Origin of the sequence: Flavobacterium sp. (assembly GCF_043778725.1) — a bacterium.
Taxonomy (GTDB): Bacteria; Bacteroidota; Bacteroidia; order Flavobacteriales; family Flavobacteriaceae; genus Flavobacterium.
On record NZ_JAYWFT010000157.1, the window covers coordinates 1 to 23,071 of the forward strand.

Consider the following 23,071-nt stretch of genomic DNA (forward strand, 5'->3'; position numbering starts at 1 on the left):
TTTTGAGATAGTTTTTTAATTACGCGAAGCATTTTCAATTCACCTTCAACCGTCAATCCATAACCCGATTTTATTTCGACAGCACCAGTTCCGTGTTGCATTATTTCTTCCAAACGAACTTTCGATTGATTGTAAATTTCATCTTCTGATGTTTCATTTAGTTTTTTAGCCGAATTTAAAATTCCACCACCACGATTAGCAATTTCTTCATAGCTCAATCCGTTTATTCTATCAACAAATTCTTGCACTCTATTTCCAGCATAAACAATATGAGTATGGCTGTCACACCAAGAAGGAAAAACTACTTTTCCTGAAGCATCAATTGTTAGTTCTACATCTATTTTAGGACAATTGGTCATTGAACCAAAATCGGCAATTAGGTCATTTTCAATTAATAAAAAAGCATTTTTAATTGATGGTAAAATAGACATTTCTGCTCCAGAAACTTTTTTTATTACTGCATCTCTTATTTGAAGTAATTCTTGTATGTTGGTGATTAGTGTTTTCATTAATTTAATTTGCGTAAAAATACTTTTAAAAACATAATTATTTCTAAATTTAGACAAAATTTGAATCTGTGAGAAAAATAAAATATAAAAAAGGAAAGAAAGTGCAACCCATGCTGCTTGAGTATACTGGAATTCATAAATTTACACAAACAGAAATTCAGTTGTTTGTTTTTGATGATTTAGATTTGGCAGAATACAATGAGTTTGACGTTTTAGAAATAGAAAAACACATAGATTATAGAAAAACCAATTGGTTAAATGTTCATGGTTTAAACGACGTTGGGATAATGAAACATCTTGGCGATTATCTTAAAGTTGACAATTTTATGCTTTCAGATATTTTAAATACTACCAAGCGAACAAAGCTAGAGGAGTACGATGATACTTTATTTTTTAATATAAAATCATTATTACCCGAAGGTGACTCTAATAATATTATGGTAGAGCAAATTAGTTTTTTATTAAAAAATGGAATTCTAGTTTCATTTCAAGAAAAAAGAAGTGACTTTTTTACACACATTCGAGAAAGAATTAGAACGCATTCTGGAATTGTTAGAACTAAAAAAGCCGATTATTTATTGTTTCTTTTATTGGATGCAATTATGGAAAATTTCTACATTACAATTGAAAATGAGGAAGATAAAGTAGAGGAATTGATCAATTTATCTAAGAAAAGTACCGATCTTTCAATTTTAGAACAAATAGAAAAGCACCGAGATAATTATAATTTCTTGAAACGAGCAATCATACCATTAAGAGATTCCTTATATTCTATAAAAAGTATAAAAGACGATTCTATATTTGATTCAATAGAAGTTAATAATTTTACTTTTTTTGAGAGATTACATCAAAAATGTTTAGAACTTTTAGAACAAATAGAATATGATTTAACTACGTTAGACAGTGCTTCAAATTTCTTTTTTTCATCCCAAAGTCATAAGATGAACGAAGTTATGAAAACACTTACTGTAGTTTCTGTATTCTTTATGCCACTAACATTTATAGTTGGAGTTTACGGTATGAACTTTGATAATATGCCAGAGTTGCATTGGAAATATGGCTATTTTGTAATTATTGGTTGTATGTTTTTATTGCTAATTATAATGATTTATTATTTCAAAAAAAGGAAGTGGTATTGATTGTTAAAAAAGCTGTTAATAATTTATTAGGTTTTATTGGTCAATTTAAATTTATGATTTATCTTTGACGTGTATTTATAAAGAAAAAAATCTCAAAGATATGTTTACATTCGCTCAATATTTAGGTTTCTTATTATTCTTAACCATTTTAACTATTGGTTTCTGGTTGATGATTTTTTTAATTCATTTTGTTGGATACTGGATTTTTGGAGCAACAAGAGAATTATTAAAAGAAAGAAAAGCTCAAAAAGCATTAGAACAAGCTTAATACCATTAAGTAATTGTTTAAAATAAAAAAGTCCCGAAATTTTCGGGACTTTTTTATTAATCTATTTTCACTATCCAGGAAAATCACCACCACCATTATCGTCTTGGTTTCTTTTAGGTTGTTTATCTCTATCATTTTTAGACTTATTAAATCTATAAGTAAATGAGAGTGTAAATTGTCTTTCTCTCCATTGCATTTCTGCATACGAGTTGATAAGATTAGGAATACTTGTTTCCATAATTCTTTTTCTAGAATTAAATACATCACTTACATTAAAAGCTACCGTTCCTTTATCTTTTAATACATCTTTGCTAAAAGCTAAATTCATTGCAAATACTCCTAAGCTTTTTCCTTGTGCATTATTTTGTGGTCCGTTATAGGTAGCATTTGTTTGCCAATCTATTTTTTTAGGTAATGTAATTTTAGATGTCAATCGAGCAGTCCAAGAAGTAGCTTTGTTATTGAAATCTTGAGTCGTTTCTGTATTCAAATAATTAACGTATGTGTATTTACCTTGAGTTTCTACACTATAAAAATTGAAATTACTGTTTAGTTTCCACCATTTGTAAGGAGTGTAATTTAACGTAAATTCAAATCCTGCTCTATATTCTGTAGCTAAGTTTATAGGAGAACTTAAAATAACAGGAATTCCATTTACAAAAGTTCCAGATTCTCTTCTTACAAATTGAAACGTATTGGTCGTTTTATTACCATAAATAGAGGTGTTCAATGTAACTTTAGACCAAGTTTTTAAAAATCCCAAATCAATTGCATAGGTCATTGCAGGATTCAAATCGGGGTTTCCTTGAAATATATTAATATTACTAGAATAATTGCTAAACGGATTAATTTGTCTTCCTCTTGGTCGTTGAATACGTTTGCTATAACTTATAGAAGCATTAGTCTTTTCTGATATTTCATAAGTTAAAAAAGCACTTGGAAAAAAATTATTGTACTTTTTAGTATTAAAATTATTAGTTGTAATTTGATTTATATTAATATTAGAATCTTCCCAACGCATACCAAAAAGGAAAGAAAATTTATTTTGTTTAAATCCATATTGCGTGTACAAGGCATTTACTTTTTCTTTATAAACTAAATTATTTGTAAAAAAAGTATTTAAAATTCCTTCATTTAATACCGTTACATCAGTGTCTTGCTCAGAAAAATCACCTCGATAACCTGCTTCTAGTTGAATAGATTTTCCTATAGGTAAGACATAATCAGCTTGAAGTAAATTGCGACTTTGTTTTTGAAGATTTATTGTAGCATCTGTACCTTCTTGACTGTCAAGAATGCTGGCAATATTGTTGTCTGTATTTTTAGAAAATTGAGTATCAATCGTTAGTTTATGTCCGTCTTTTTTAAATTTCTTAATCAAATTAGAAGAAAATTCAATATTATCACTTTTACTATCTTCATAGTTAACACGTGTTTGATAATTATTCAAAGCAGAATTCACATATTGTCTATCGTACAAAACGTTGTCTTGATTGTCTCCAGATGATTTTCTATAATTTACACTATTTGTCCAAGTTGTGTTTTTGTCTAAAAACCATTCGGCACCAAAATTTCCATTGTAACCTTTATTAAGACGATCATTTTCTCTAGTTTCTTTTATGAAATTAGGAGATGTGCTACTTGCATTTAAATAATCTGTATCTAATAATGAATTACCAGGATTGCTTCTATAATTATATCCTTGTGTTGTAAACAAGTTAAATTCATTTGTTTTATAGTTAACATTAGCACTCAAGCCATGATTGTCTGGATAGCCAGTTGTTGCAATGATAACGCCATTAAGTCCGTTGGTTTTTCCTTTTTTAAGGATAATATTTAATAAACCTCCACCGCCTTCTGCATCATATCTAGCCGATGGATTGGTAATAACTTCTACTTTGTCTATCGCATCTGCAGGAATCATTCTTAACGCATCATTAATATTTATTGCATTAGAAGGTTTTCCATCTATTAATATTCTAACATTTTCGTTTCCTCTTAAACTTACATTTCCTTCTGCACTTACTGCAACCGACGGAATATTGTCTAAAACATCACTTACAGTTCCACCTTTTACCATTAAATCATTTCCTACGTTGTAAACTTTTTTATCAAGTTTAATTTCAACAGTAGTTTTTTCTGTACGTACAACAACTTCATCTAGTTGGGTAGCATCACTTTGCAACTCAATTGATCCCAAATTGATATTGTCTGTAATAATCTTACCTTTTATTTCAGTCAATTTAAAAGAAATAAATTCTGCTTTAATAGTGTAAGTTCCTGGAGAAGCTTCAAAACTGAAATCTCCTTTAGCATCAGTGATTCCGCCAGCTGTTATCTTGTTAGTAGTAGAGTTTACTAGAGAAATTGTAGCATATTCTAGCGGTTGGCTAGTTCCTTTTTCAATGATTTTACCAGTTATTTTTACTTTTTTACCTTCTGGTCGTTGTTGCGAATAATTTGACAATGTAACAAATAGCAGTGCTAGAGTTAAAAAGAATTTAATGTTTCTCATAATTTGATGTTTATATTTCATAGTTCTTTTAAGACTGCGAAATTAAACAATCGTTTAACTATCATTTCATAAAGGTTTGTTAAAAATATAATGATGGAATAATTCTAAATAATTTCGTTTATCCTAGAATATGGTCTTGCAATTACTGCCTTGTCACCATTTACTGCAATTGGTCGCTCCATTAAAATAGGGTAGTCTACCATGCTTTGAATAATCTCTTTATCTGATAACTTTTTTCCTTTAAAGTTTTCTTTCCAAATGGGTTCTTTACTTCTTATTAACGCAATTGGTTCTATAGCAAGTTTGTTAATTAATTTTTCTAATTCATTGAATTTTAATGGCTTTTCAAGATATTTAATTACTTGAATTTCTTTATTAGAAGTTTCTAAAAATGCCAAACATTCTCTTGATTTTCCGCATCGTGGATTGTGGTATATTGTAATCATTAATTTTTTTTTGCTAAGTAATGAAATTTGAAATAAAAAACTTAATTTAGGCGTGATATTTATAATTTACATTCAACGATATGTTTATTGAACAAGCCTACAAAGGAAAAAATGATATGTGGCGATTTGCCATTACAGCTGGTTTATCTAGCGGAATATTTATAATAAACTTCATAATGTTTTTTTTTCTTACTAAAGAAGATTTAAATAACGCTTATGATTTAATGAAATCTATGCCCAAATCGCTCTCTTTGGTAATAAATTTATTGCCATTTCTTTTTTTACTAGCACTATTGTTTACGCTAGTTTATTTTTTACATGAGCGAAATGTTTTATCATTAACAACGTCAAGAACCAAAATAAGCATAAAGAAGATTTTCTTTTCCTTTTCAATAATAATTGCAATAACATTATTAAGTTTTGCAATTTCATATTATTTTGATAACTCCAATATTATTTGGAATTTTCATCCAATAAAGTTTGCTGTTTTATTGGTTATTAGCCTATTGTTATTTCCTTTTCAAATAGGTTTTGAAGAATATCTTTTTCGAGGATATCTAATGCAGCAAATAGGAATTATTGCAAAAAACAGATGGTTTCCGTTGCTACTTACATCAATAATTTTTGGATTATTTCACAGTGCTAATCCAGAAGTAGCAGAAATGGGGTTTGGCGTTATGGTATTCTATATTGGTACCGGATTATTGTTGGGAATTATGACTTTAATGGATGAAAGCATTGAGCTTGCTTTAGGTTTTCATTTAGGAAACAATCTCATGGCTGCACTTCTAGTAACTTCCGATTTTTCTGCGTTACAAACCGATGCAATTTTTAAATATTCGGGAAAAATAGATCCGTCCGATTCATTAAATGAAATGATAATTTCTATGGTAATTACTTATCCAATTATTCTATTTATACTAGCAAAAAAATATAAATGGACCAATTGGAAAGAAAAATTATCAGGAAAAATAACTTTTGAAACTAATTTAAATCAAGAACAAAAATGATTAATCCAACCTACGAAAACGTTCACAATCACTTTAAATTAAATGGTTTTCACCTCAATCGTGAAGATTTATGTCGCGTAGCTTATAGTTTTATTAAAGAAGGAGAAGATTTTGAAAAGCCAGTTGGTGATTTTCTATTGGATTGGTTTGATAGTAAATCCTATATAGAAATGCAAACTTCTGGAAGCACTGGAACTCCAAAAAATATTAGAGTAGAAAAACAAGCCATGGTCAATTCGGCATTAGCGACAGGAGATTTTTTCGATTTAAAATCGGGTGATAAAGCTTTGCAATGCCTACCTGTCAAATATGTAGCAGGAAAAATGATGCTTATTCGTGCTATGATTTTGGGTTTAGATTTAGAATTTGTAGCACCAAGTTCCCATCCAATGATGAATAATGAATACGATTATGACTTTGTTGCAATGGTTCCATTGCAAGCTCAAAATTCATTAAAAGAACTCAACAAAGTAAAAAAATTAATTGTTGGTGGTGCTAAAATCAATAAATCATTAGAAAATGATTTGTTAGAATTGAAAACAACACAAGTTTATGAAACCTACGGTATGACCGAAACCATTACTCATATTGCAGCCAAACGAGTAGGTGAGAAAGCATTTACGGTTCTACCTGATGTAACTATTTCTTATGATGATAGAAATTGTTTAGTCATTCATGCGCCCAAAATTAATGATGATGTAATTCTAACCAACGATTTGGTTGAACTTGTAAATGAAAATCAATTTTTATTTTTAGGACGAATTGATAATGTAATAAATAGTGGAGGTGTTAAAATAATGCCAGAGCAAGTAGAACATAAATTGGACGGTAAAATTGATAGACGCTTTTTAATTGCTCCAAAGGAAGATACAGATCTTGGAGAAAAAGTTGTTCTAATAATTGAAGGCGAATTTTATGATGTTGATAAAACAATTTTTGATACTTTAGATAAATATGAACGACCAAAAGAAATAATTTTTATCTCTAAACTTAAAGAAACAGAAAATGGTAAAGTAATGAGAAAAGGAAATTTTGTTTAAATAAAGAATATAAAAAAATCGCAAATTAAAATTAATTTGCGATTTTTTAATTTTATTTCTTTTCTACTTTTATAAAAAACTCATTTTCTAAAATTTCAATTTCATTTAAATTTTTAATTTTAAGTTTCGTTTTCTTCCAGTTGTTTGTTGGTTCCAATCTAATTTCTTCTCCATTTACTTTAATATCAATTGGCATTTTAAAATCGGAAACATCAGTTGTCCATTTATATTCTACTTTCTTTTTATTGAATTTCATTTCCAATACAGGAATGCTTTTGTATCTTAAATATTGATTAAATATTGGCGTAAGATTTATATCACTTTCTTTATTGAAAAAAGCAATAACCGTTTCGGTATCAATAATTTTATGACGATAAGTTTCAGAATATTTCAAGATAATTTTCCACCATAATTCGTCGTTATTTATAACATGACGCAAAGTGTTTAGCATCAATGCACCTTTTGGATACATGTCACCCGAACCTTCATTGTTTACACCATAATTTCCAATAATTGGTTTGTCATTACTTACATTTCGTTGCAAACCTTTGCAATATTTCATGGCTTTTTCATACCCAAATTGACATTCAATATATACAATCTCTGTATATTGTGTGAAGCCTTCATGAATCCACATATCGGCAATATCTCTTGAAGTAATGCTGTTTCCAAACCATTCGTGACCACTTTCGTGAATGGTTATATAATCAAATAACAAACCAATTCCGGTCATAGATAAATCAGAACCTAAATATCCTTTTTTGTATTTATTTCCATAAGCAACAGCACTTTGGTGTTCCATACCTAAATAGGAGGTTTCAACTAATTTATAACCATCTTCAAAGAATGGATATTTACCAAACTTACTTTGATAGCACGAAAGCATGGGTTTTACTTCTTCAAAGTGAATTTTAGCTTTTTCTTCATTTTCTTTCAATACATAATAATTGATGTCTAATCCATCAAGATTATCTTGAATATGCGCATAATCTGCAATGTTAACCGTAATGTCGTAAGTGTTTATTGGGTTTTTAACTTCCCAATCCCAACGAGTATAGCCATTTTTTAAGTCTTCGCTACCCATAAGTTTACCGTTAGAAACATCCATCAAACCGTTAGGAACTGCAATTTTTATAGTAGCACCATTATCAGGCTCATCACTTTGCGAATCTTTACATGGATACCATAAACTTGCTCCTGTACCTTGACAAGCAACGCCAACCCAAGGTTTTCCTTGTTTATCTTTTGTAAAAACAAATCCGCCATCCCATGGTGCTCTTCTTGCTACAATTGGTTTTCCTGAATAATAAAATCTAATTTTCTCATCGTTTCCTACAGATAAATTATTTGGAAAATTTATAAAAACGGCATTAAAATCTCTTTTAAACTCTAACTTTTTAGTGTTGTAAACAATAGAATCTACTTGCATATTTCTAAACAAGTCAATTTGAATTTTAGAAGTATTTTCAATGACTTTAAAACTAATATCATTATAACCTACAATCGATTTTTCATCAATATTGATTTTGATATTTAAATCATACCGCATCACATCAATACAAGTTCGTTCTGGTCGCAAACCACCTTGAAGAGAATCTTTTCTAGTAAAGGTTTCTTGTGCAGAAAGTGTTTGGAAGCCAACAAGAAATAGGCTTAAATAAAGTATTTTTTTCATGTTTATTTTAATTGGCTTATTTATTAATCTGTCAAAGAAAATGAAATATGTTCTAATTTATTTAATTTGATGAAATTATAAAAAGAAATTGAATCTATAGGTCCAATTGTAGCCTCTTTTTTCAATTGAATCACAAAATAATTTGTTTTCTTTTTATCTACTTGATTAGTATTAATTTTTGGATGTTGTTTTGCTAGTATGTAATTTTCATCAAATCCAGCACTATATACATGAGAATTAATTACAACTTCATTATTTTTATTTTCAATAAATCGATTTTGTTGTGGTAAATCTATCCAAATTAATTTATATCCATTGCTAATTTCTCTAGTTCTATTGTCAAATAATCCAAAGCAACTAATAAAAAGAAATGATATAAAAAGAATAACTATTTTTTTCATTTGGTCTTGATAAAATATCTATTTCTTATTTGTTTAAAAAACCTTATCAAAATATAAAGAATGAATAAAATATTAATTACATACCAAATGTACCATCCAATATAAGCGGCTTTTTGTCCAATAGTCATACTTTTTAAACCCCAATATTCTCCTTTACTTTCATCATAAAAATCTTCGTATCCGAGAAGCACTAATCCGAGAAAAATATATACTATTAAATCAATGAATACAATTAGTAATCCAATAGGTAAACGTCTTGTATTCATTTTTAATAATTATTTATGAGATTCTTCAATAATTAGAAGTGCATCAATCAATCTAACTTTCAAAAAAATAGTGGTACTTGATATTAATCTACACCTGAATAACTCCCAAATTAAACTTTTTCTCAATAGGCGAGTGGTTTGCCGCTTCAATTCCCATGGAAATCCAAGTTCTTGTTTCTAAAGGATCAATAATGGCATCGGTCCACAATCTTGAGGCTGCATAATAAGGAGAAACTTGTTCGTCATATCGAGCTTTGATTTTGTCAAATAATTCTTTTTCTTTTACTTCATCAATTACTTCGCCTTTTGCTTTTAGTGAAGAAGCTTCAATTTGAGCCAGTACTTTTGCAGCTTGTGTTCCGCCCATAACGGCTAATTCTGCACTTGGCCAAGCAAAAATCAATCTCGGATCGTAAGCTTTTCCACACATTGCATAATTTCCTGCGCCATACGAATTTCCAACAATTACAGTGAATTTTGGCACTACCGAATTAGCAACGGCATTTACCATTTTGGCGCCATCTTTAATAATTCCGCCATGTTCCGATTTACTTCCAACCATAAAACCAGTAACGTCTTGAACAAATACTAACGGAATTTTCTTCTGATTGCAATTGGCAATGAAACGAGTTGCTTTATCAGCAGAATCCGAATAAATCACACCGCCAAACTGAATTTCACCTTTTTTAGTTTTAGAAACAATACGTTGATTGGCAACTATTCCAACTGCCCAACCGTCAATTCTAGCATAACAGGTAATGATAGATTTTCCATAGTCTTCCTTGTACATATCCATTTCAGAATTATCAACCAATCGTTTGATAATTTCTATCATATCGTATTGATCTGTTCTTGCCTTTGGAATTATTCCATAAATATCTTGTTCGTCAAGAGCAGGTTTTTGAGGTTTTTCTCTATTAAATCCGGCCTTATCATAATCGCCAATTTTGCCAACAATGCTTTTAATTCGGTCTAAAGCATCTTTATCGTCTTTAGCTTTATAATCGGTTACGCCCGAAATTTCGCAATGCGTAGTAGCACCACCAAGAGTTTCATTATCTATATTTTCTCCTATTGCAGCTTTTACCAAATAACTTCCGGCAAGAAAAATACTTCCTGTTTTATCAACAATCATAGCTTCGTCACTCATTATTGGCAGATAAGCACCACCTGCAACACAACTTCCCATAACTGCTGCAATTTGAGTAATTCCCATGCTACTCATTATAGCATTATTTCTAAAAATGCGTCCAAAATGTTCTTTATCTGGAAAAATTTCGTCTTGCATTGGCAAATAAACTCCTGCAGAATCCACTAAATAAATGATAGGAAGACGATTTTCCATGGCAATTTCTTGCGCTCGAAGGTTCTTTTTACCAGTAATAGGAAACCAAGCGCCAGCTTTTACAGTAGCATCGTTGGCTACAACAATACATTGTTTACCTTTTACATATCCAATTTTTATTACAACACCACCAGAAGGACAACCGCCATGTTCGGCATACATTCCGTCACCAACAAAAGCTCCAATTTCTATAGATTTAGCTTTCTCATCTAGCAGATAATCAATGCGTTCACGAGCTGTCATTTTGCCTTCGGCATGCAGTTTTTCTATTCGTTTTTCACCGCCACCAAGTTTGACTTTAGCAAATTTTTGTTTTAAATCGGATACTAAAAGTTTGTTATGATCTTCGTTTTTATTGAAGTTTAAGTCCATAATATTGTTGCAGTTTTGTTTGTGGCTAAAGTACGAAAACGTTTTCAAAAAGGAATATATCTATTTTTAATAATTGTATATTTATCAAATTATTTTTTGAATAAGTTAATATTCACTTAACATTAGAAGGATACATTTGCATCGTAAAAATCACTAAAGATGACATTAAACAATATTTTCCAGTTTCTAGTTCCGAAAGATAAAAAATTCTTTCCTCTTTTTGAGCAAGCATCAGCTAATTTGGTTGTTTTAGCAGAAACACTTCACGAAGCAGTAAACGCACCAAAGTTAGAGCGTGAAGAATATTTTAAAAAAATAGAAGAACTTGAAGCAATTATTGAGGAAATTACACACAAGACACACCTTGAATTGAGTAGAAATTTCATCACACCATTTGACAGAGAGGACATTCACTCCTTGATAAAAGCAATTGATAATGTAGCCGATTATATGCATGGTGCAGCTAGTAAAATGAGATTGTATCAAGTTGAAAAAATCACAAAATCTATCCGAAAATTAACCGAAATTAATTTGGAAGCTTGTCAACTTATAAATGAAGGAATCAAGCAATTAAAGGATATGAATAATATCAAATTAATTAAAGAAACTTGCAAAAAAATTAATAAATTAGAAAGTAAAGCCGATGTAGTTTTTGATAAAGCTGTAGCAGATATTTTTGAAAATGAAACTGATGCAAAGAATATTATCAAATATAAAGAAGTTCTTTCTGCGTTAGAATCAGCATCTGATAAATGTAAAAGTGTTGCTAATGTTATGGAACAAATTTCTGTAAAACACTCATAATAAAAACGATAATTTTATATTACCAATATGACTTTACTAATTGTTATTATAGTACTTGCCCTAATATTTGATTACATAAACGGTTTTCATGATGCGGCTAATGCTATTGCTACTATTGTTGCTACTAAAGTTCTTACTCCTTTTCAAGCAGTTGTTTGGGCAGCTTTTTTTAATTTTTTGGCGTATTGGGTTTTCGGATTTGGAGTTGCCAATACAGTTGCAAAAACGGCAGATACTTCTCAAATTGACTTATCAGTAATTTTATCGGGTGTAATTGCTGCAATTATTTGGAATTTAATCACTTGGTGGAAAGGAATTCCGTCTTCATCCTCACATACATTAATTGGAGGTTTTGCAGGTGCTGCAATAGCTTTTGCATTTAATAAAAATGGATTTAGTGACTATGCATCCAAAGGCGAAAACGGAGAAATAATTTATAAACATTGGTATAATGTTGTAAATTGGTATTCTTCGGGCAAAGAAGGAGAATTGCCGAGTGGTGTTTTAATAATTATTGCATTCATTGTTTTGGCGCCACTACTTGGAATGATAATTTCTTATTTTATTTCAATATGGTTGATGTATTCGTCCAAAAAGAATATTTACACAAAAATTTTTACTGTTTGTTTAATGCTTGCAGTTGGTTATTATTTTTCAACTGTTTTAGAGTATACTATCGATCCTGAAAAGCAAAAGTTCAGCAATAAATTTTTATCATTTCTTGCATATCCAGATAATATTAAATGGTTTCTTGTAGCTATAATCTTTTATAGTTTGGCCATTTTTAATTTAATATTTAGTTCATTATCAACTGCTAGAGCAGAAAAAGTATTGAAGAAAATGCAATTATTATCTTCGGCTTCCTTTAGTTTAGGACATGGTGGAAATGATTCTCAAAAAGTTATGGGAATTATCGCAGCGGCAGTTACAGTTTATATTCATCAACAAGGAGTTACTGTAAATTTACCCAACTGGTTGCACATCGATATAGATAAAAAAGTAATGCCAACATGGATTCCGTTAGCGTGTTATTCGGCTATTGCAGCAGGAACTTTAAGCGGTGGATGGAAAATTGTAAAAACGATGGGTTCTAAAATTACAAAAGTAACCGCATTTGAAGGAGTTGTTGCAGAATCTGCTGGAGCATTAACTTTATTTATGACAGAACATTTTAAAATTCCTGTATCAACCACACACACAATTACAGGTTCAATTATTGGAGTAGGAGTAACCAAAAGAGTTTCTGCTGTACGTTGGGGTGTAACTGTTAAACTATTGTGGGCTTGGGTTTTAACAATTCCAGTGTCTGCAATAATTGCAAGTCTAGTTTATTACATTTTAAATATCTTTATTTAATAAAAACATACAAATTTATATAAATCCTAAAATTCATTTTTAGGATTTTTTGTTTTAAAGTCTAATTGTTTTAAGACTTTTAAAATTTCCAATGTTAAGTTTTCACTCAAATCGAAAACTTAACATTGAGTAATGTCTTAAAACCGTACTTTTGTTAACGTTAATTTTACAAATAATTTACATTAAATTTAATAACAAACTTAAAATAATGATAAGAAGAAAACCAACAACAACAGAAACAACACCTGAAGTTATTTCAGAATCAGCAACAGAAACTTCCAATCATGAAGTTGTAAAATTAGAAGAGACAGAATTAGCACCAAAAACAAGAACTCGTGTTGCCATGGTTACTCCAGAAAAAACAGAACAAGAAGAAATTAAAACAGACGAAGTTATCAACGAAGAAGTTTCTGCGATAATTAGTGCTATAAATCCAGAAAAAACAGAAACAATGAAAGATTCCGACAAAGAAAAAGCTAAAAAAGCTGTATCTAAAGTGAAAGCAAAAGATAAGAAAGCTAAAGAAAATAAAATTGCTAAAGCTAAAAAAGAAAAGCAAAAAGAAAAAGATAAAGAGAAAAAGCGCAAAGCTAAAAAGAGAGAAAAAGCAAAAAAACAAAAAGCTAAAGATAAAGCTAAAGCAAAGAAAAAAGAAAAAGCAAAAAAGAAATCTAAATCTAAAAAGAAAAAATAATTTTATTAGAATTATTGATTAATTACCGATGTTTACGCATCGGTTTTTTTATTTAATACTTTCTTAACTATTGTTTTTACTTTCTTGCAGTAAATTTATATTTTAAAAAAAACTTTATGAAAACAAAATTTTCTCTTTTATTACTGCTAGCACTGTTATTTCCAAAAGCGATTACTGCACAATTAAAAGTTATCGATTACAATGACGGTGAACAAAAACTTAGCGGATTTGTAGTAAAACCAACCAAAGTACTAAAAAGTAAAGCTGGAATTTTAATTTTGCCTGCTTGGATGGGAATTGATGATCATGCTAAAGAAAGCGCTACAGATTTGGCTAAACTAGGTTATTATACTTTTGTAGCCGATATTTATGGCGTAGGAAATAAGCCTACAAATTATAGCGAAGCTGGACAAAAAGCTGGATATTACAAAAAGAATATTCAGGAATATCAAAAAAGAATTCAATTGGCATTGGATCAATTAATAAAGCAAGGAGCAAATCCAGATGATATTGTTGTAATGGGATATTGTTTTGGCGGAACAGGAGCAATTGAAGCTGCAAGAAGCAATATGAAAGTAAAAGGAATTGTTTCGTTTCATGGAGGTTTAGGTCGAGATGAAGCAAGAACTATTGAACCTATTACTGCTAAAGTATTGGTTTTACACGGTGCAGATGATCCTTATGAAAGTGAAACCGAAATTAAAGCTTTTCAAGAAGAAATGCGAAAATCAACATCAGATTGGCAAATGGTTTATTATGCCAATGCAGTTCATTCTTTTACAGATAAAAACGCAGGAACCGACAACAGCAAAGGTGCAGCTTATAATGAAAAAGCCTACAAACGCTCATGGGTAGCACTTTTAGATTTCTTGAAAGAAGTTCTTTAAGCAACAACTGATTTCATAAAAAAATGTCCAGAAAAATTAAGTTTTTTCTGGACATTTTTCTTTTATAAAATACAAAAGCCGACCTGGAGCGGACGGCTATTGTGGTGAGGTGTAACTTCCTTTCGGAATCCTCGATGCAAATATAGGTTTAAAATATGAATTTAAAGTGACAAATTTTAAAATATTTATTATTTTAAAATTTATTTTTCTAATAACTTAATTTTGAACACTAAAAACTAAAACTATTCCTCTTTTTGTCCCATCATCATCAAATAGGCTTTGAGAAATTCGTCAATATTTCCATTCATAACGCCATCAACATCACTAGTTTCATAGCCAGAGCGGACATCTTTAACCAATTTATAGGGTTGCATTACGTAATTTCTAATTTGTGAACCCCATTCAATTTTCATTTTTCCGGCTTCGATATCTGCTCGTTGTGCTTGTTGTTTTTTTAATTCAATTTCGAACAATTGCGATTTCAACATTTGCATTGCACGTTGTCTATTGTCTTGCTGTGAACGTGTTTCTGAACATTGAATTTGAATTCCGGTAGGTTTGTGAAACAACTGAACTTTGGTTTCTACCTTATTTACATTTTGTCCACCAGCACCACTTGATCGTGAAGTGATGATTTCAATATCGGCAGGATTTATATCAATTTCAATTGTATCATCAACCAAAGGATAAACATAAACAGATGCAAAAGAAGTGTGCCGTTTAGCATTACTATCAAATGGTGAAATTCGTACCAATCGATGTACGCCGTTTTCACCTTTAAGATAGCCAAAAGCGAAATCGCCTTCAATTTCTAAAGTAACTGTTTTTATACCAGCAACCTCGCCTTCTTGAAAGTTTAGTTCTTTTATTTTATACTTCTGCTTTTCTGCCCACATCATGTACATTCGCATTAGCATTGACGCCCAATCGCAACTTTCTGTTCCGCCAGCGCCAGCGGTAATTTGCAAAACGGCACTCATATTATCTCCTTCTTCAGAAAGCATGTTTCTAAATTCTAGATCTTCAATATGGGTATTTGTCAATTGATATTGCGCATCCAGTTCTTCCTCGGAAGCATCACCTTCTTTGAAAAATTCATAAGTTATTTGAAGTTCTTCTGCCAATGCATTGCCTTTTTCAAAATCTTCTACCCATTTTTTCTTTTGGCGTAGATTTTTTATTAGCAATTCGGCTTCTTTGGCTTTGTTCCAAAAATCGGGTGCAAAGGTCTTTTCTTCTTCGTTGGTTATTTCAATAAGCTTGGCATCAATGTCAAAGATACCTCCTCAACGCACCAAGACGCTCTACAATACCTTTTATTTGTTCGGTATTTGTCATAAATTGTTCTATTTTTGCAGTGAATTATATAGTTAGCACTGATTTTTAGCCCTGATAGTAGCGGAAATCCTTTTTTATAAAATGACTATTTTTTCTTGTTGAAAAAAAGCGACCAAAGAAGCTCTTTTTTTAACTTAGAAAAAAAGGAATTTTTAAAAAAGATTGGAGCGTATAGCAGGATTAGCTTCTAATATAATTTACCAATTGTTTTTACAAAAATAAGATTAGTTTTGAGATTATGGAAATAAATTTAATAAGTGATACGGTAACCAAGCCAAGTAATGAAATGTTGCAATTTATGTTTAATGCAAAAGTTGGTGATGATGTGTATAAGCAAGATCCAACGGTGAATGAGCTAGAACATGCTGTAGCACAATTGTTTGGAATGGAAGCAGCACTTTTTTTTCCGAGTGGCACAATGGCGAATCAAACGGCTATTAAGTTGCATACCAATCCTGGCGAACAGGTTATTTGTGATAAATATTCTCATATTTATCATTATGAAGGTGGCGGTGCATCGTTTAATAGTGGTGTTTCTTGTTGTTTAGTTGATGGAAAACGTGGAATGATTACGGCAGATTTAGTAAAAAACGCTATTAATGATCCCGAATTTTATCATGCGCCATTAACATCATTAGTGAGTATAGAAAATACTACAAATAAAGGTGGTGGTGCTTGTTACGATATTTTAGAATTAAGAAAAATAAAGCAAGTTTGTGTAGAAAACAATTTGAAATACCATCTTGATGGAGCACGATTGTGGAATGCCATGGTTGCCAAAAAACAACATCCAAAACAATTTGGTGAATTGTTCGACACTATTTCTGTTTGTTTGTCTAAAGGACTTGGTGCACCAATTGGATCAATATTAATAGGAAGCAAAGCCGATATGAAACGTGCGTTACGAATTAGAAAAATATTTGGAGGCGGAATGCGTCAAGCTGGATATTTGGCTGCTGCCGGAATGTACGCTTTACAACACAATATGTTACGTCTAGATGATGATCATAAGCGTGCTAAAGAACTAGGCGAATTATTGAGCAGATTGTCTTGGGTAGAAAAAGTAGAACCGGTAGAAACTAATATTTTAATATTTTCTGTAAGACCATCGTTAGAAGACAAATGGGTTATTGAAAAATTAAAACAAAAAAACATTCACATTAGCTCGATGGGACACGGCAAACTTAGAATAGTAACTCATCTTGATTATAAGGCAGTTATGCACAGTTATGTACTGGAAGCGTTAGAGAAAATGAAATTTTAAAGATTGAAATTTCTAAATAAAAAATCCAAATTTCAAAAAAAATACTAAGTTTTGAAATTTGGATTTTTTTATATTTAAAGTTCTATTTAAACATATCTTCCATGCCAGGAATCATTGGCATATCTACTTTAGTAACAGCATCTAGTTTGGCTTTGTTAATATTTTCAGCCTTAGTGATGGCTTTGTTGATTACTAAAATTAAATAATCTTCCAATTGTTCTTTGTCTTCCAACAAAGCGTCATCAATTGCAATTGATTTTAACTTGCTATTGGCTGTGAAAGTTAACTTTAAAAGACCGTCACTGCTTTGTTCGTCAATTAAAACGGTATCTAATCGTTTTTTAGTTTCTTCAATTTTTAGTTGGGTATCTCTCAATTTTCCCATCATTCCCATTAAGTCCATAAGTTTATTTTTTTACAAAAGTAATACTATCCATTTCAATTTCAAAAATCAATATCAAAAATCAATACCAAAAGTCAATTTCAAAAATCAATTTCAAAACTCAAAACTCAAAACTCAAAACTCGAAACTCGAAACTCGAAACTCGAAACTCGAAACTCGAAACTCGAAACTCGAAACTCAAAACCCGAAACCCGAAACCATTTTTTTTGTTAATTTCTAGTTTATAACTTAATTGAAATTGCAATTTATTAAGAAATGTTTACTCTAAATTTGTTTAGAATTTAATAAAATTATGAGTACAGAATTACAACCACCAATTGCAAAAATTATTCCGCATCAATTAGAGAAACATGGACATGTTAGAGTGGATAATTATTATTGGTTAAACGATAGAGAAAATCCAGAAGTTATTGATTATTTAAATAAAGAAAACGATTATTATAATCAGTCAACCGAACATACAAAAGCATTTCAGAAGGATTTATTTGAAGAAATGAAAGCCCGAATTAAGGAAGATGACGAATCGGTTCCCTATTTTTACAACGGCTATTTCTACATTACACGATTTGAAAAAGGCAAAGATTATCCTATTCATTCCCGCAAAAAAGGAAGTTTGGACGCCAATGAAGAACTACTTTTTGATTGTAATGAAATGGCGCAAAGCTTTACATATTTCAATTTAAACGGAATTAGTATAAGCGAAGATAATAAATGGGTTTCTTATGGAATTGATACTGTTTCTAGACGTCAATATACCATTCAAATTAAGAATTTAGAAACCAATGAAGTTTTACCATTAAAAATTGAAAATACTACTGGCGGCGCAACTTGGGCAAGTGATAACAAAACCATTTTTTACTCAAGAAAAGATGAAGTTACGCTTCGTCCAGATAGAATTTTTAAACATAAATTAGGTTCAAATCCTGATGCTGATGTTGTAGTTTATTTTGAAAAAGATGACACTTTTAATGTTTCGGTTTATAAATCTAAATCTAAAAAATATCTGATAATCACTTCCGAAAGTACGTTAACATCTGAATATCAAATTCTTTTGTGCGAAACTCCAGATGATAAATTTAAAATTTTCCAGAAACGTACTCGCGAATTGGAATATTCAATTTCGCATTATGAAGACAGTTTTTATATAGTTACCAATAAAGATAATGCAACTAATTTCAAACTGATGAAAACGCCAGAAAATAAAACTTCTAAAGAAAATTGGGTTGATTTAATTGCTCATCGCGATGATGTTTTGTTTGAAGGAATAGATATTTTTAAAGACTATTTAGTAGTTTCTGAACGTTTTGATGGTTTGAGTAAAATAAAAATTATGCCTTGGAATGGGAGTGAAGCCTATTATTTACCATTTGATATTGAAACTTATACGGCCGAAACTACAACCAATATCGATTTTGATACTGAAATTTTACGTTACAGCTATCAGTCAATGGCAACACCAAGTTCTTTGATTGATTTTAATATGCGAACCAAAGAAAAAGTAGTATTAAAAGAGCAACAAGTACTTGGAGGAACATTTGATAAAAATAACTATACCGAAAAACGCATTTGGGCAACAGCCACCGACGGAACCAAAATTCCAATTTCTATGGTTTATAGAAAAGGAGTAGAACTTAATGGCAAAAATCCATTTTTATTGTATGCTTATGGTTCGTATGGAATGAATATTGATCCTTATTTTTCAACGACTAGATTGTCATTGTTAGATAGAGGATTTGTTTATGCTATTGCTCATATTCGTGGTGGTGAAGATTTAGGCAGACATTGGTACGAAGACGGAAAATTATTAAAAAAGAAAAATACATTTACAGATTTTATTGATTGTTCTAACTACGTAATTTCAGAAAAATATACATCGCCAGAACATTTATATGCCGAAGGTGGTTCTGCTGGTGGATTATTGATGGGAGCAATTGTAAATATGGCACCAGAAATTTATAACGGAATTATTGCACAAGTACCGTTTGTAGATGTTGTAACAACAATGTTGGACGAAACTATACCATTAACAACTGGAGAATACGACGAATGGGGAAATCCAAATGTTAAAAAATATTACAATTATATGTTGTCTTATTCGCCTTATGATAATGTGGAAGCTAAAGATTATCCTAATATGTACATATCGACAGGATTACACGATTCTCAGGTACAATATTGGGAACCAGCTAAATGGATAGCAAAATTGAGGGTTTTAAAAACCAATTCTAAGCAATTGTTTATGGATACAAATATGGATGCAGGACATGGTGGCGCGTCTGGACGATTTGAATCTCTTAAAGAAGTTGCTAAAGAATTTAGTTTTTTGTTGGATTTAGAAGGAATTAAAAGATAGATAGTAAAAAAAATAATATTTAATTAATTAAAGATAATGGATAATCAAAGTTACGCAGATAAATATTACGAAAAATTTTCGAAAGCTGAAGGAAACCAGCATATTGCAAGTTTATTTGCTCTAAAAAAAATTATAGATTTAGTAAAGTTTAACAATCCTAAAAAAATACTAGAGGTAGGTTTAGGAATTGGTAGTATTTCTTACTCTGTAGTTGAGTATTTAAATGACAATAAATTAAAATTTTTATATGACGGAACAGAAAAAAATGAATTTTGTTTGCAACAATTACCATTAAATTTAGGGAATGTTTATAATCAAATTAATGTTTTTCCTGATTTAGAATACATCAATAAACAAAATGTAAAATATGATTTTGTAATTATAGATGGTAGCGATGATTCTATAGATATGATAAAAGATATTATTTCTGATCATGGTGTTATATTTATTGAAGGTGATAGAGCAGTTCAATTAGAGAAAATAATATCATTATTTCCAAACTTCAAATATGTACATGTGATATCAAAATATAAAGATCCTAATTATGGTCCTTTTGATAGTGATAGTTGGTCTGGAGGAGGAAAACTTATCTATATTAATCCTACTTTAAAGCAAAAGATTAATTATTATTATGAAAAAATTAGAACTTATTATATTTATAAATTTATAAGATAAACAAACTTTTATTAGCAGTTTTAATGTGTGTTTTTTATTTAATTACCACTTTGATAAATATTAAATATAAATAACATTATGACAAAACTTAAAATTGTTTAAAAATTTTTATTAAATTTGCAATGTTTTGGGGTAACCAATAGAAAGCCTCAACAAATTTTTTTATTTATGAAAGAAGAAATAAAAGCCTACAATAATGTTTTGGAATTAATAGGAAATACACCTCTTATTAAACTGAACAAAATAACCGAAAATCTAGAAGGAAACTTCTATGCCAAGGTTGAAGCATTTAATCCAGGACATTCATCTAAAGATAGAATTGCTTTATATATTATTGAGGAAGCAGAAAAGAAAGGAATTTTAACTCCAGGCGATACTATTATTGAAACTACATCGGGTAATACCGGATTTAGTTTAGCAATGGTAAGTATCATTAAAGGATACAGTTGTATTTTAGCAGTTAGTTCTAAATCTTCAAAGGATAAAATTGATATGCTTCGCACTCTTGGTGCCAAAGTATATGTTTGTCCAGCACACGTATCGGCAGATGATGAGCGCTCTTACTATAATGTAGCAAAGCGTTTGCACGAAGAAACTAAAGGTTCGGTTTATATCAATCAATATTTTAATCAACTTAATATTGATGCACATTACTTAACTACTGGTCCAGAAATATGGGAACAAACTTCTGGAAAAATTACACATCTTGTAGCTTGTAGTGGCACTGGTGGAACAATTTCTGGAATTGCAAAATACCTTAAAGAAAAAAATCCAAACGTTAGAATTCTTGGTGTTGATGCTTTTGGTTCGGTTTTAAAAAAATACCATGAAACCAAAGAGTTTGACAATAATGAAATTTATCCATATAGAATTGAAGGTTTAGGAAAAAATTTAATTCCAACAGCAACCGATTTTGAATCTATTGATAAATTCATGAAAGTGACTGACGAAGAAAGCGCTCATACCACAAGAGAAATTGCCAAAACTGAAGGTTTATTTGTTGGATATACTTCAGGTGCAGCTTTACAAGCTGTAAAACAATTTGCCGAAGAAGGAGAATTTACTGCCGAAAGTAATGTAGTTATAATTTTTCCAGATCATGGTTCACGATATATGAGTAAAGTATTTAGTGATGATTGGATGAATGAACAAGGTTTCTTTGATAGTGTTAATGCCGAAGAAGCTCAAAAAATAGAATTTATTAAGTAACACTTACTTTATAAAAATAATTTAATCCCAAAGGCGTAATAGACTTTGGGATTTTTTGTTAATAACAATTAGTATTTTTTTTGTTTTAAAAGTTAATTACATCAATAAATGTTTAAATTTATTTTTCTTAAAAATTAAAAATTTTCAGTACTATATAAATTGAATATGATGAAAAATATTTTTTCTTTGGCTTTACTTTCTGTACTTACACTTGCGACTATAATTCATTATAAATTAAATTCTGACTATATAGAATATACAGTTAATCCAAAAAAGGCTTCCGTTTGTATGTATTTTAAAAATGAGAAAGAAATTAATTATGGTAGTTTGAACAATTTGAAACTTGAATTAAAAAAAAATAATAAAGAATTACTTTTTGCAATGAATGGCGGAATGTATAAAAAAGACAAATCGCCACAAGGACTTTTTATAGAGAATAAAATTTACAAATCAAGTATAGATACGGCTTCTGGAACTGGTAATTTTTATTTAAAACCCAATGGGATTTTCTTTTTAACGATTGATGATAAGGCAAAAATTTGTAAAACTCAAGATTTCATTTATACTAATAATGTTAAATATGCTACACAATCTGGTCCAATGTTGGTAATTGATGGAGAAATTAATACTATTTTTAATGAAAAATCTACCAATTTGAATGTTAGAAATGGAGTTGGAATATTACCAAATAATGAAATTATTTTCGCAATGTCTAAGGACGAAGTTAATTTTTATGAATTTGCACATTTTTTTCAAAAAAAAGGATGTAAAAATGCTTTATATTTGGATGGATTTGTATCGCGAACCTATTGTTTAGAGCAAAAATGGATGCAAACAGACGGAGATTTTGGAGTTATAATTGGAGTTACTAAAAAATAAAAAACAGCTATGTACACACTTCCTAAAATAGAACGTTTCAATCAAAATGTATTGTCTAAGTACCACATTTACAACAGTGTATTTATAACTTTACCGTTTGACGCTATCGATAATACAGGAGTTTTATTACCACTTTTTAGTGAAGTATGTGATAATGGTTTTAAAAATAATAAAACACCAATTGAAATTGTAAATTCTTTTTCTCAAAAATATCTAGATAATG

General features: G+C 30.1%; 22 protein-coding genes and 1 pseudogene. 14 read left to right on the plus strand and 9 right to left on the minus strand.

The annotated features are described in order from the left end of the window. Nucleotides 1–509 (minus strand): annotated as a pseudogene (locus tag ACH2CG_RS14670) (imidazolonepropionase); the annotation flags it as partial. Nucleotides 510–577: 68 nt separating this feature from the next. On the opposite strand from ACH2CG_RS14670, the gene corA reads away from it, so the two are divergent. Together corA and ACH2CG_RS14680 are read left to right on the plus strand one after the other, a co-directional pair. Beyond that, complete coding sequence (gene corA / locus ACH2CG_RS14675; protein ID WP_395066510.1) at nt 578–1,648, plus strand: magnesium/cobalt transporter CorA; 1,071 nt, start codon at nt 578–580, stop codon at nt 1,646–1,648. 100 nt (nt 1,649–1,748) lie between these two features. After that, nucleotides 1,749–1,916 (plus strand): hypothetical protein, encoded by a 168-nt coding sequence (locus ACH2CG_RS14680; protein ID WP_395066512.1) that lies wholly within the window; start codon nt 1,749–1,751, stop codon nt 1,914–1,916. Nucleotides 1,917–1,986: 70 nt separating this feature from the next. Here the strand turns inward: ACH2CG_RS14680 and ACH2CG_RS14685 are convergent, their stop codons facing one another. Next, a complete protein-coding gene (locus tag ACH2CG_RS14685) occupies nt 1,987–4,431 on the minus strand; it encodes a TonB-dependent receptor domain-containing protein (RefSeq protein ID WP_395066514.1) in 2,445 nt (814 codons plus the stop codon). Between the two features lie 104 nt (nt 4,432–4,535). Continuing rightward, nucleotides 4,536–4,877, minus strand: a complete 342-nt coding sequence (gene arsC, locus ACH2CG_RS14690; protein ID WP_395066516.1) for an arsenate reductase (glutaredoxin) — start codon at nt 4,875–4,877, stop codon at nt 4,536–4,538. Nucleotides 4,878–4,957: 80 nt separating this feature from the next. Between arsC and ACH2CG_RS14695 the strand changes: the two genes are divergently transcribed. Beyond that, nucleotides 4,958–5,887: a CPBP family intramembrane glutamic endopeptidase gene (locus ACH2CG_RS14695; protein WP_395066518.1), complete on the plus strand. Its 930-nt coding sequence runs from the start codon at nt 4,958–4,960 to the stop codon at nt 5,885–5,887. After that, a complete protein-coding gene (locus tag ACH2CG_RS14700; RefSeq protein ID WP_395066520.1) occupies nt 5,884–6,927 on the plus strand; it encodes an AMP-binding protein in 1,044 nt (347 codons plus the stop codon). Before ACH2CG_RS14695 ends, ACH2CG_RS14700 begins: the two co-directional genes overlap by 4 nt. A gap of 52 nt (nt 6,928–6,979) precedes the next feature. Here ACH2CG_RS14700 and ACH2CG_RS14705 read toward each other — a convergent pair whose 3' ends face one another. The 4 genes from ACH2CG_RS14705 to ACH2CG_RS14720 all read right to left on the minus strand — a co-directional run bounded on the left by ACH2CG_RS14705 (nt 6,980) and on the right by ACH2CG_RS14720 (nt 10,986). Next, nucleotides 6,980–8,602 carry a M1 family metallopeptidase gene (locus tag ACH2CG_RS14705; protein ID WP_395066522.1) on the minus strand — a complete coding sequence of 541 codons (1,623 nt, stop codon included), beginning with the start codon at nt 8,600–8,602 and terminating at the stop codon, nt 6,980–6,982. A gap of 23 nt (nt 8,603–8,625) precedes the next feature. Continuing rightward, entirely contained in the window at nt 8,626–9,003 is a 378-nt protein-coding gene (locus tag ACH2CG_RS14710) for a hypothetical protein (protein WP_395066524.1), read from the minus strand. After that, a complete protein-coding gene (locus tag ACH2CG_RS14715; RefSeq protein WP_395066526.1) occupies nt 9,000–9,269 on the minus strand; it encodes a hypothetical protein in 270 nt (89 codons plus the stop codon). The genes ACH2CG_RS14710 and ACH2CG_RS14715 overlap by 4 nt, the downstream gene beginning before the upstream one ends. A gap of 88 nt (nt 9,270–9,357) precedes the next feature. Continuing rightward, on the minus strand, nt 9,358–10,986 hold the full coding sequence (locus ACH2CG_RS14720) for an acyl-CoA carboxylase subunit beta (RefSeq protein WP_395066528.1): 1,629 nt from the start codon (nt 10,984–10,986) through the stop codon (nt 9,358–9,360). A gap of 159 nt (nt 10,987–11,145) precedes the next feature. On the opposite strand from ACH2CG_RS14720, the gene ACH2CG_RS14725 reads away from it, so the two are divergent. The 4 genes from ACH2CG_RS14725 (at nt 11,146) to ACH2CG_RS14740 (ending at nt 14,727) form a co-directional block, all read left to right on the plus strand. Then, nucleotides 11,146–11,790: a DUF47 domain-containing protein gene (locus ACH2CG_RS14725; protein WP_395066530.1), complete on the plus strand. Its 645-nt coding sequence runs from the start codon at nt 11,146–11,148 to the stop codon at nt 11,788–11,790. A gap of 27 nt (nt 11,791–11,817) precedes the next feature. Further along, nucleotides 11,818–13,146, plus strand: coding sequence for an inorganic phosphate transporter (locus tag ACH2CG_RS14730; RefSeq protein WP_395066532.1), 1,329 nt, complete (start codon nt 11,818–11,820; stop codon nt 13,144–13,146). A 208-nt stretch (nt 13,147–13,354) separates the two neighbouring features. After that, a complete protein-coding gene (locus ACH2CG_RS14735; protein WP_395066534.1) occupies nt 13,355–13,840 on the plus strand; it encodes a hypothetical protein in 486 nt (161 codons plus the stop codon). A gap of 116 nt (nt 13,841–13,956) precedes the next feature. Then, nucleotides 13,957–14,727, plus strand: coding sequence for a dienelactone hydrolase family protein (locus ACH2CG_RS14740; protein WP_395066536.1), 771 nt, complete (start codon nt 13,957–13,959; stop codon nt 14,725–14,727). A gap of 242 nt (nt 14,728–14,969) precedes the next feature. Here the strand turns inward: ACH2CG_RS14740 and prfB are convergent. Beyond that, nucleotides 14,970–16,065, minus strand: a protein-coding gene (gene prfB, locus ACH2CG_RS14745; RefSeq protein ID WP_395066538.1) for a peptide chain release factor 2 whose coding sequence is annotated in 2 segments (ribosomal slippage) — nt 14,970–16,001 and nt 16,003–16,065 — 1,095 coding nt in all. Because the reading frame shifts where the segments join, the coding sequence is not laid out codon by codon here. 238 nt (nt 16,066–16,303) lie between these two features. On the opposite strand from prfB, the gene ACH2CG_RS14750 reads away from it, so the two are divergent. Further along, nucleotides 16,304–17,329 carry a threonine aldolase family protein gene (locus tag ACH2CG_RS14750; protein ID WP_395066540.1) on the plus strand — a complete coding sequence of 342 codons (1,026 nt, stop codon included), beginning with the start codon at nt 16,304–16,306 and terminating at the stop codon, nt 17,327–17,329. Between the two features lie 82 nt (nt 17,330–17,411). On the opposite strand, the gene ACH2CG_RS14755 is transcribed toward ACH2CG_RS14750, so the two are convergent. Then, on the minus strand, nt 17,412–17,732 hold the full coding sequence (locus tag ACH2CG_RS14755; RefSeq protein WP_395066541.1) for a YbaB/EbfC family nucleoid-associated protein: 321 nt from the start codon (nt 17,730–17,732) through the stop codon (nt 17,412–17,414). A 292-nt stretch (nt 17,733–18,024) separates the two neighbouring features. Here ACH2CG_RS14755 and ACH2CG_RS14760 point away from each other — a divergent pair, with 292 nt between their 5' ends. The 5 genes from ACH2CG_RS14760 to ACH2CG_RS14780 all read left to right on the plus strand — a co-directional run. Beyond that, a complete protein-coding gene (locus tag ACH2CG_RS14760) occupies nt 18,025–20,085 on the plus strand; it encodes a S9 family peptidase (protein ID WP_395066543.1) in 2,061 nt (686 codons plus the stop codon). Between the two features lie 36 nt (nt 20,086–20,121). After that, nucleotides 20,122–20,760 carry a hypothetical protein gene (locus tag ACH2CG_RS14765; protein WP_395066545.1) on the plus strand — a complete coding sequence of 213 codons (639 nt, stop codon included), beginning with the start codon at nt 20,122–20,124 and terminating at the stop codon, nt 20,758–20,760. A gap of 168 nt (nt 20,761–20,928) precedes the next feature. Continuing rightward, the gene (locus ACH2CG_RS14770) at nt 20,929–21,969 is read left to right on the plus strand and encodes a PLP-dependent cysteine synthase family protein (protein ID WP_395066547.1); all 1,041 of its coding nucleotides are present in this window, start codon (nt 20,929–20,931) and stop codon (nt 21,967–21,969) included. Nucleotides 21,970–22,137: 168 nt separating this feature from the next. Then, the gene (locus ACH2CG_RS14775) at nt 22,138–22,848 is read left to right on the plus strand and encodes a phosphodiester glycosidase family protein (RefSeq protein ID WP_395066549.1); all 711 of its coding nucleotides are present in this window, start codon (nt 22,138–22,140) and stop codon (nt 22,846–22,848) included. Nucleotides 22,849–22,857: 9 nt separating this feature from the next. Then, on the plus strand, nt 22,858–23,071 hold a 214-nt coding region (locus tag ACH2CG_RS14780), incomplete at its 3' end, for a hypothetical protein (RefSeq protein WP_395066551.1).

Bases quoted from the DNA above. Each gene is read 5' to 3' on its own strand.
- ACH2CG_RS14680 (WP_395066512.1), top strand. From the start codon at position 1,749: ATGTTTACATTCGCTCAATATTTAGGTTTCTTATTATTCTTAACCATT.
- ACH2CG_RS14685 (WP_395066514.1), bottom strand. From the start codon at position 4,431: ATGAGAAACATTAAATTCTTTTTAACTCTAGCACTGCTATTTGTTACA.
- arsC (WP_395066516.1), bottom strand. From the start codon at position 4,877: ATGATTACAATATACCACAATCCACGATGCGGAAAATCAAGAGAATGT.
- ACH2CG_RS14695 (WP_395066518.1), top strand. From the start codon at position 4,958: ATGTTTATTGAACAAGCCTACAAAGGAAAAAATGATATGTGGCGATTT.
- ACH2CG_RS14700 (WP_395066520.1), top strand. From the start codon at position 5,884: ATGATTAATCCAACCTACGAAAACGTTCACAATCACTTTAAATTAAAT.
- ACH2CG_RS14705 (WP_395066522.1), bottom strand. From the start codon at position 8,602: ATGAAAAAAATACTTTATTTAAGCCTATTTCTTGTTGGCTTCCAAACA.
- ACH2CG_RS14710 (WP_395066524.1), bottom strand. From the start codon at position 9,003: ATGAAAAAAATAGTTATTCTTTTTATATCATTTCTTTTTATTAGTTGC.
- ACH2CG_RS14715 (WP_395066526.1), bottom strand. From the start codon at position 9,269: ATGAATACAAGACGTTTACCTATTGGATTACTAATTGTATTCATTGAT.
- ACH2CG_RS14720 (WP_395066528.1), bottom strand. From the start codon at position 10,986: ATGGACTTAAACTTCAATAAAAACGAAGATCATAACAAACTTTTAGTA.
- ACH2CG_RS14725 (WP_395066530.1), top strand. From the start codon at position 11,146: ATGACATTAAACAATATTTTCCAGTTTCTAGTTCCGAAAGATAAAAAA.
- ACH2CG_RS14730 (WP_395066532.1), top strand. From the start codon at position 11,818: ATGACTTTACTAATTGTTATTATAGTACTTGCCCTAATATTTGATTAC.
- ACH2CG_RS14735 (WP_395066534.1), top strand. From the start codon at position 13,355: ATGATAAGAAGAAAACCAACAACAACAGAAACAACACCTGAAGTTATT.
- ACH2CG_RS14740 (WP_395066536.1), top strand. From the start codon at position 13,957: ATGAAAACAAAATTTTCTCTTTTATTACTGCTAGCACTGTTATTTCCA.
- ACH2CG_RS14750 (WP_395066540.1), top strand. From the start codon at position 16,304: ATGGAAATAAATTTAATAAGTGATACGGTAACCAAGCCAAGTAATGAA.
- ACH2CG_RS14755 (WP_395066541.1), bottom strand. From the start codon at position 17,732: ATGGACTTAATGGGAATGATGGGAAAATTGAGAGATACCCAACTAAAA.
- ACH2CG_RS14760 (WP_395066543.1), top strand. From the start codon at position 18,025: ATGAGTACAGAATTACAACCACCAATTGCAAAAATTATTCCGCATCAA.
- ACH2CG_RS14765 (WP_395066545.1), top strand. From the start codon at position 20,122: ATGGATAATCAAAGTTACGCAGATAAATATTACGAAAAATTTTCGAAA.
- ACH2CG_RS14770 (WP_395066547.1), top strand. From the start codon at position 20,929: ATGAAAGAAGAAATAAAAGCCTACAATAATGTTTTGGAATTAATAGGA.
- ACH2CG_RS14775 (WP_395066549.1), top strand. From the start codon at position 22,138: ATGAAAAATATTTTTTCTTTGGCTTTACTTTCTGTACTTACACTTGCG.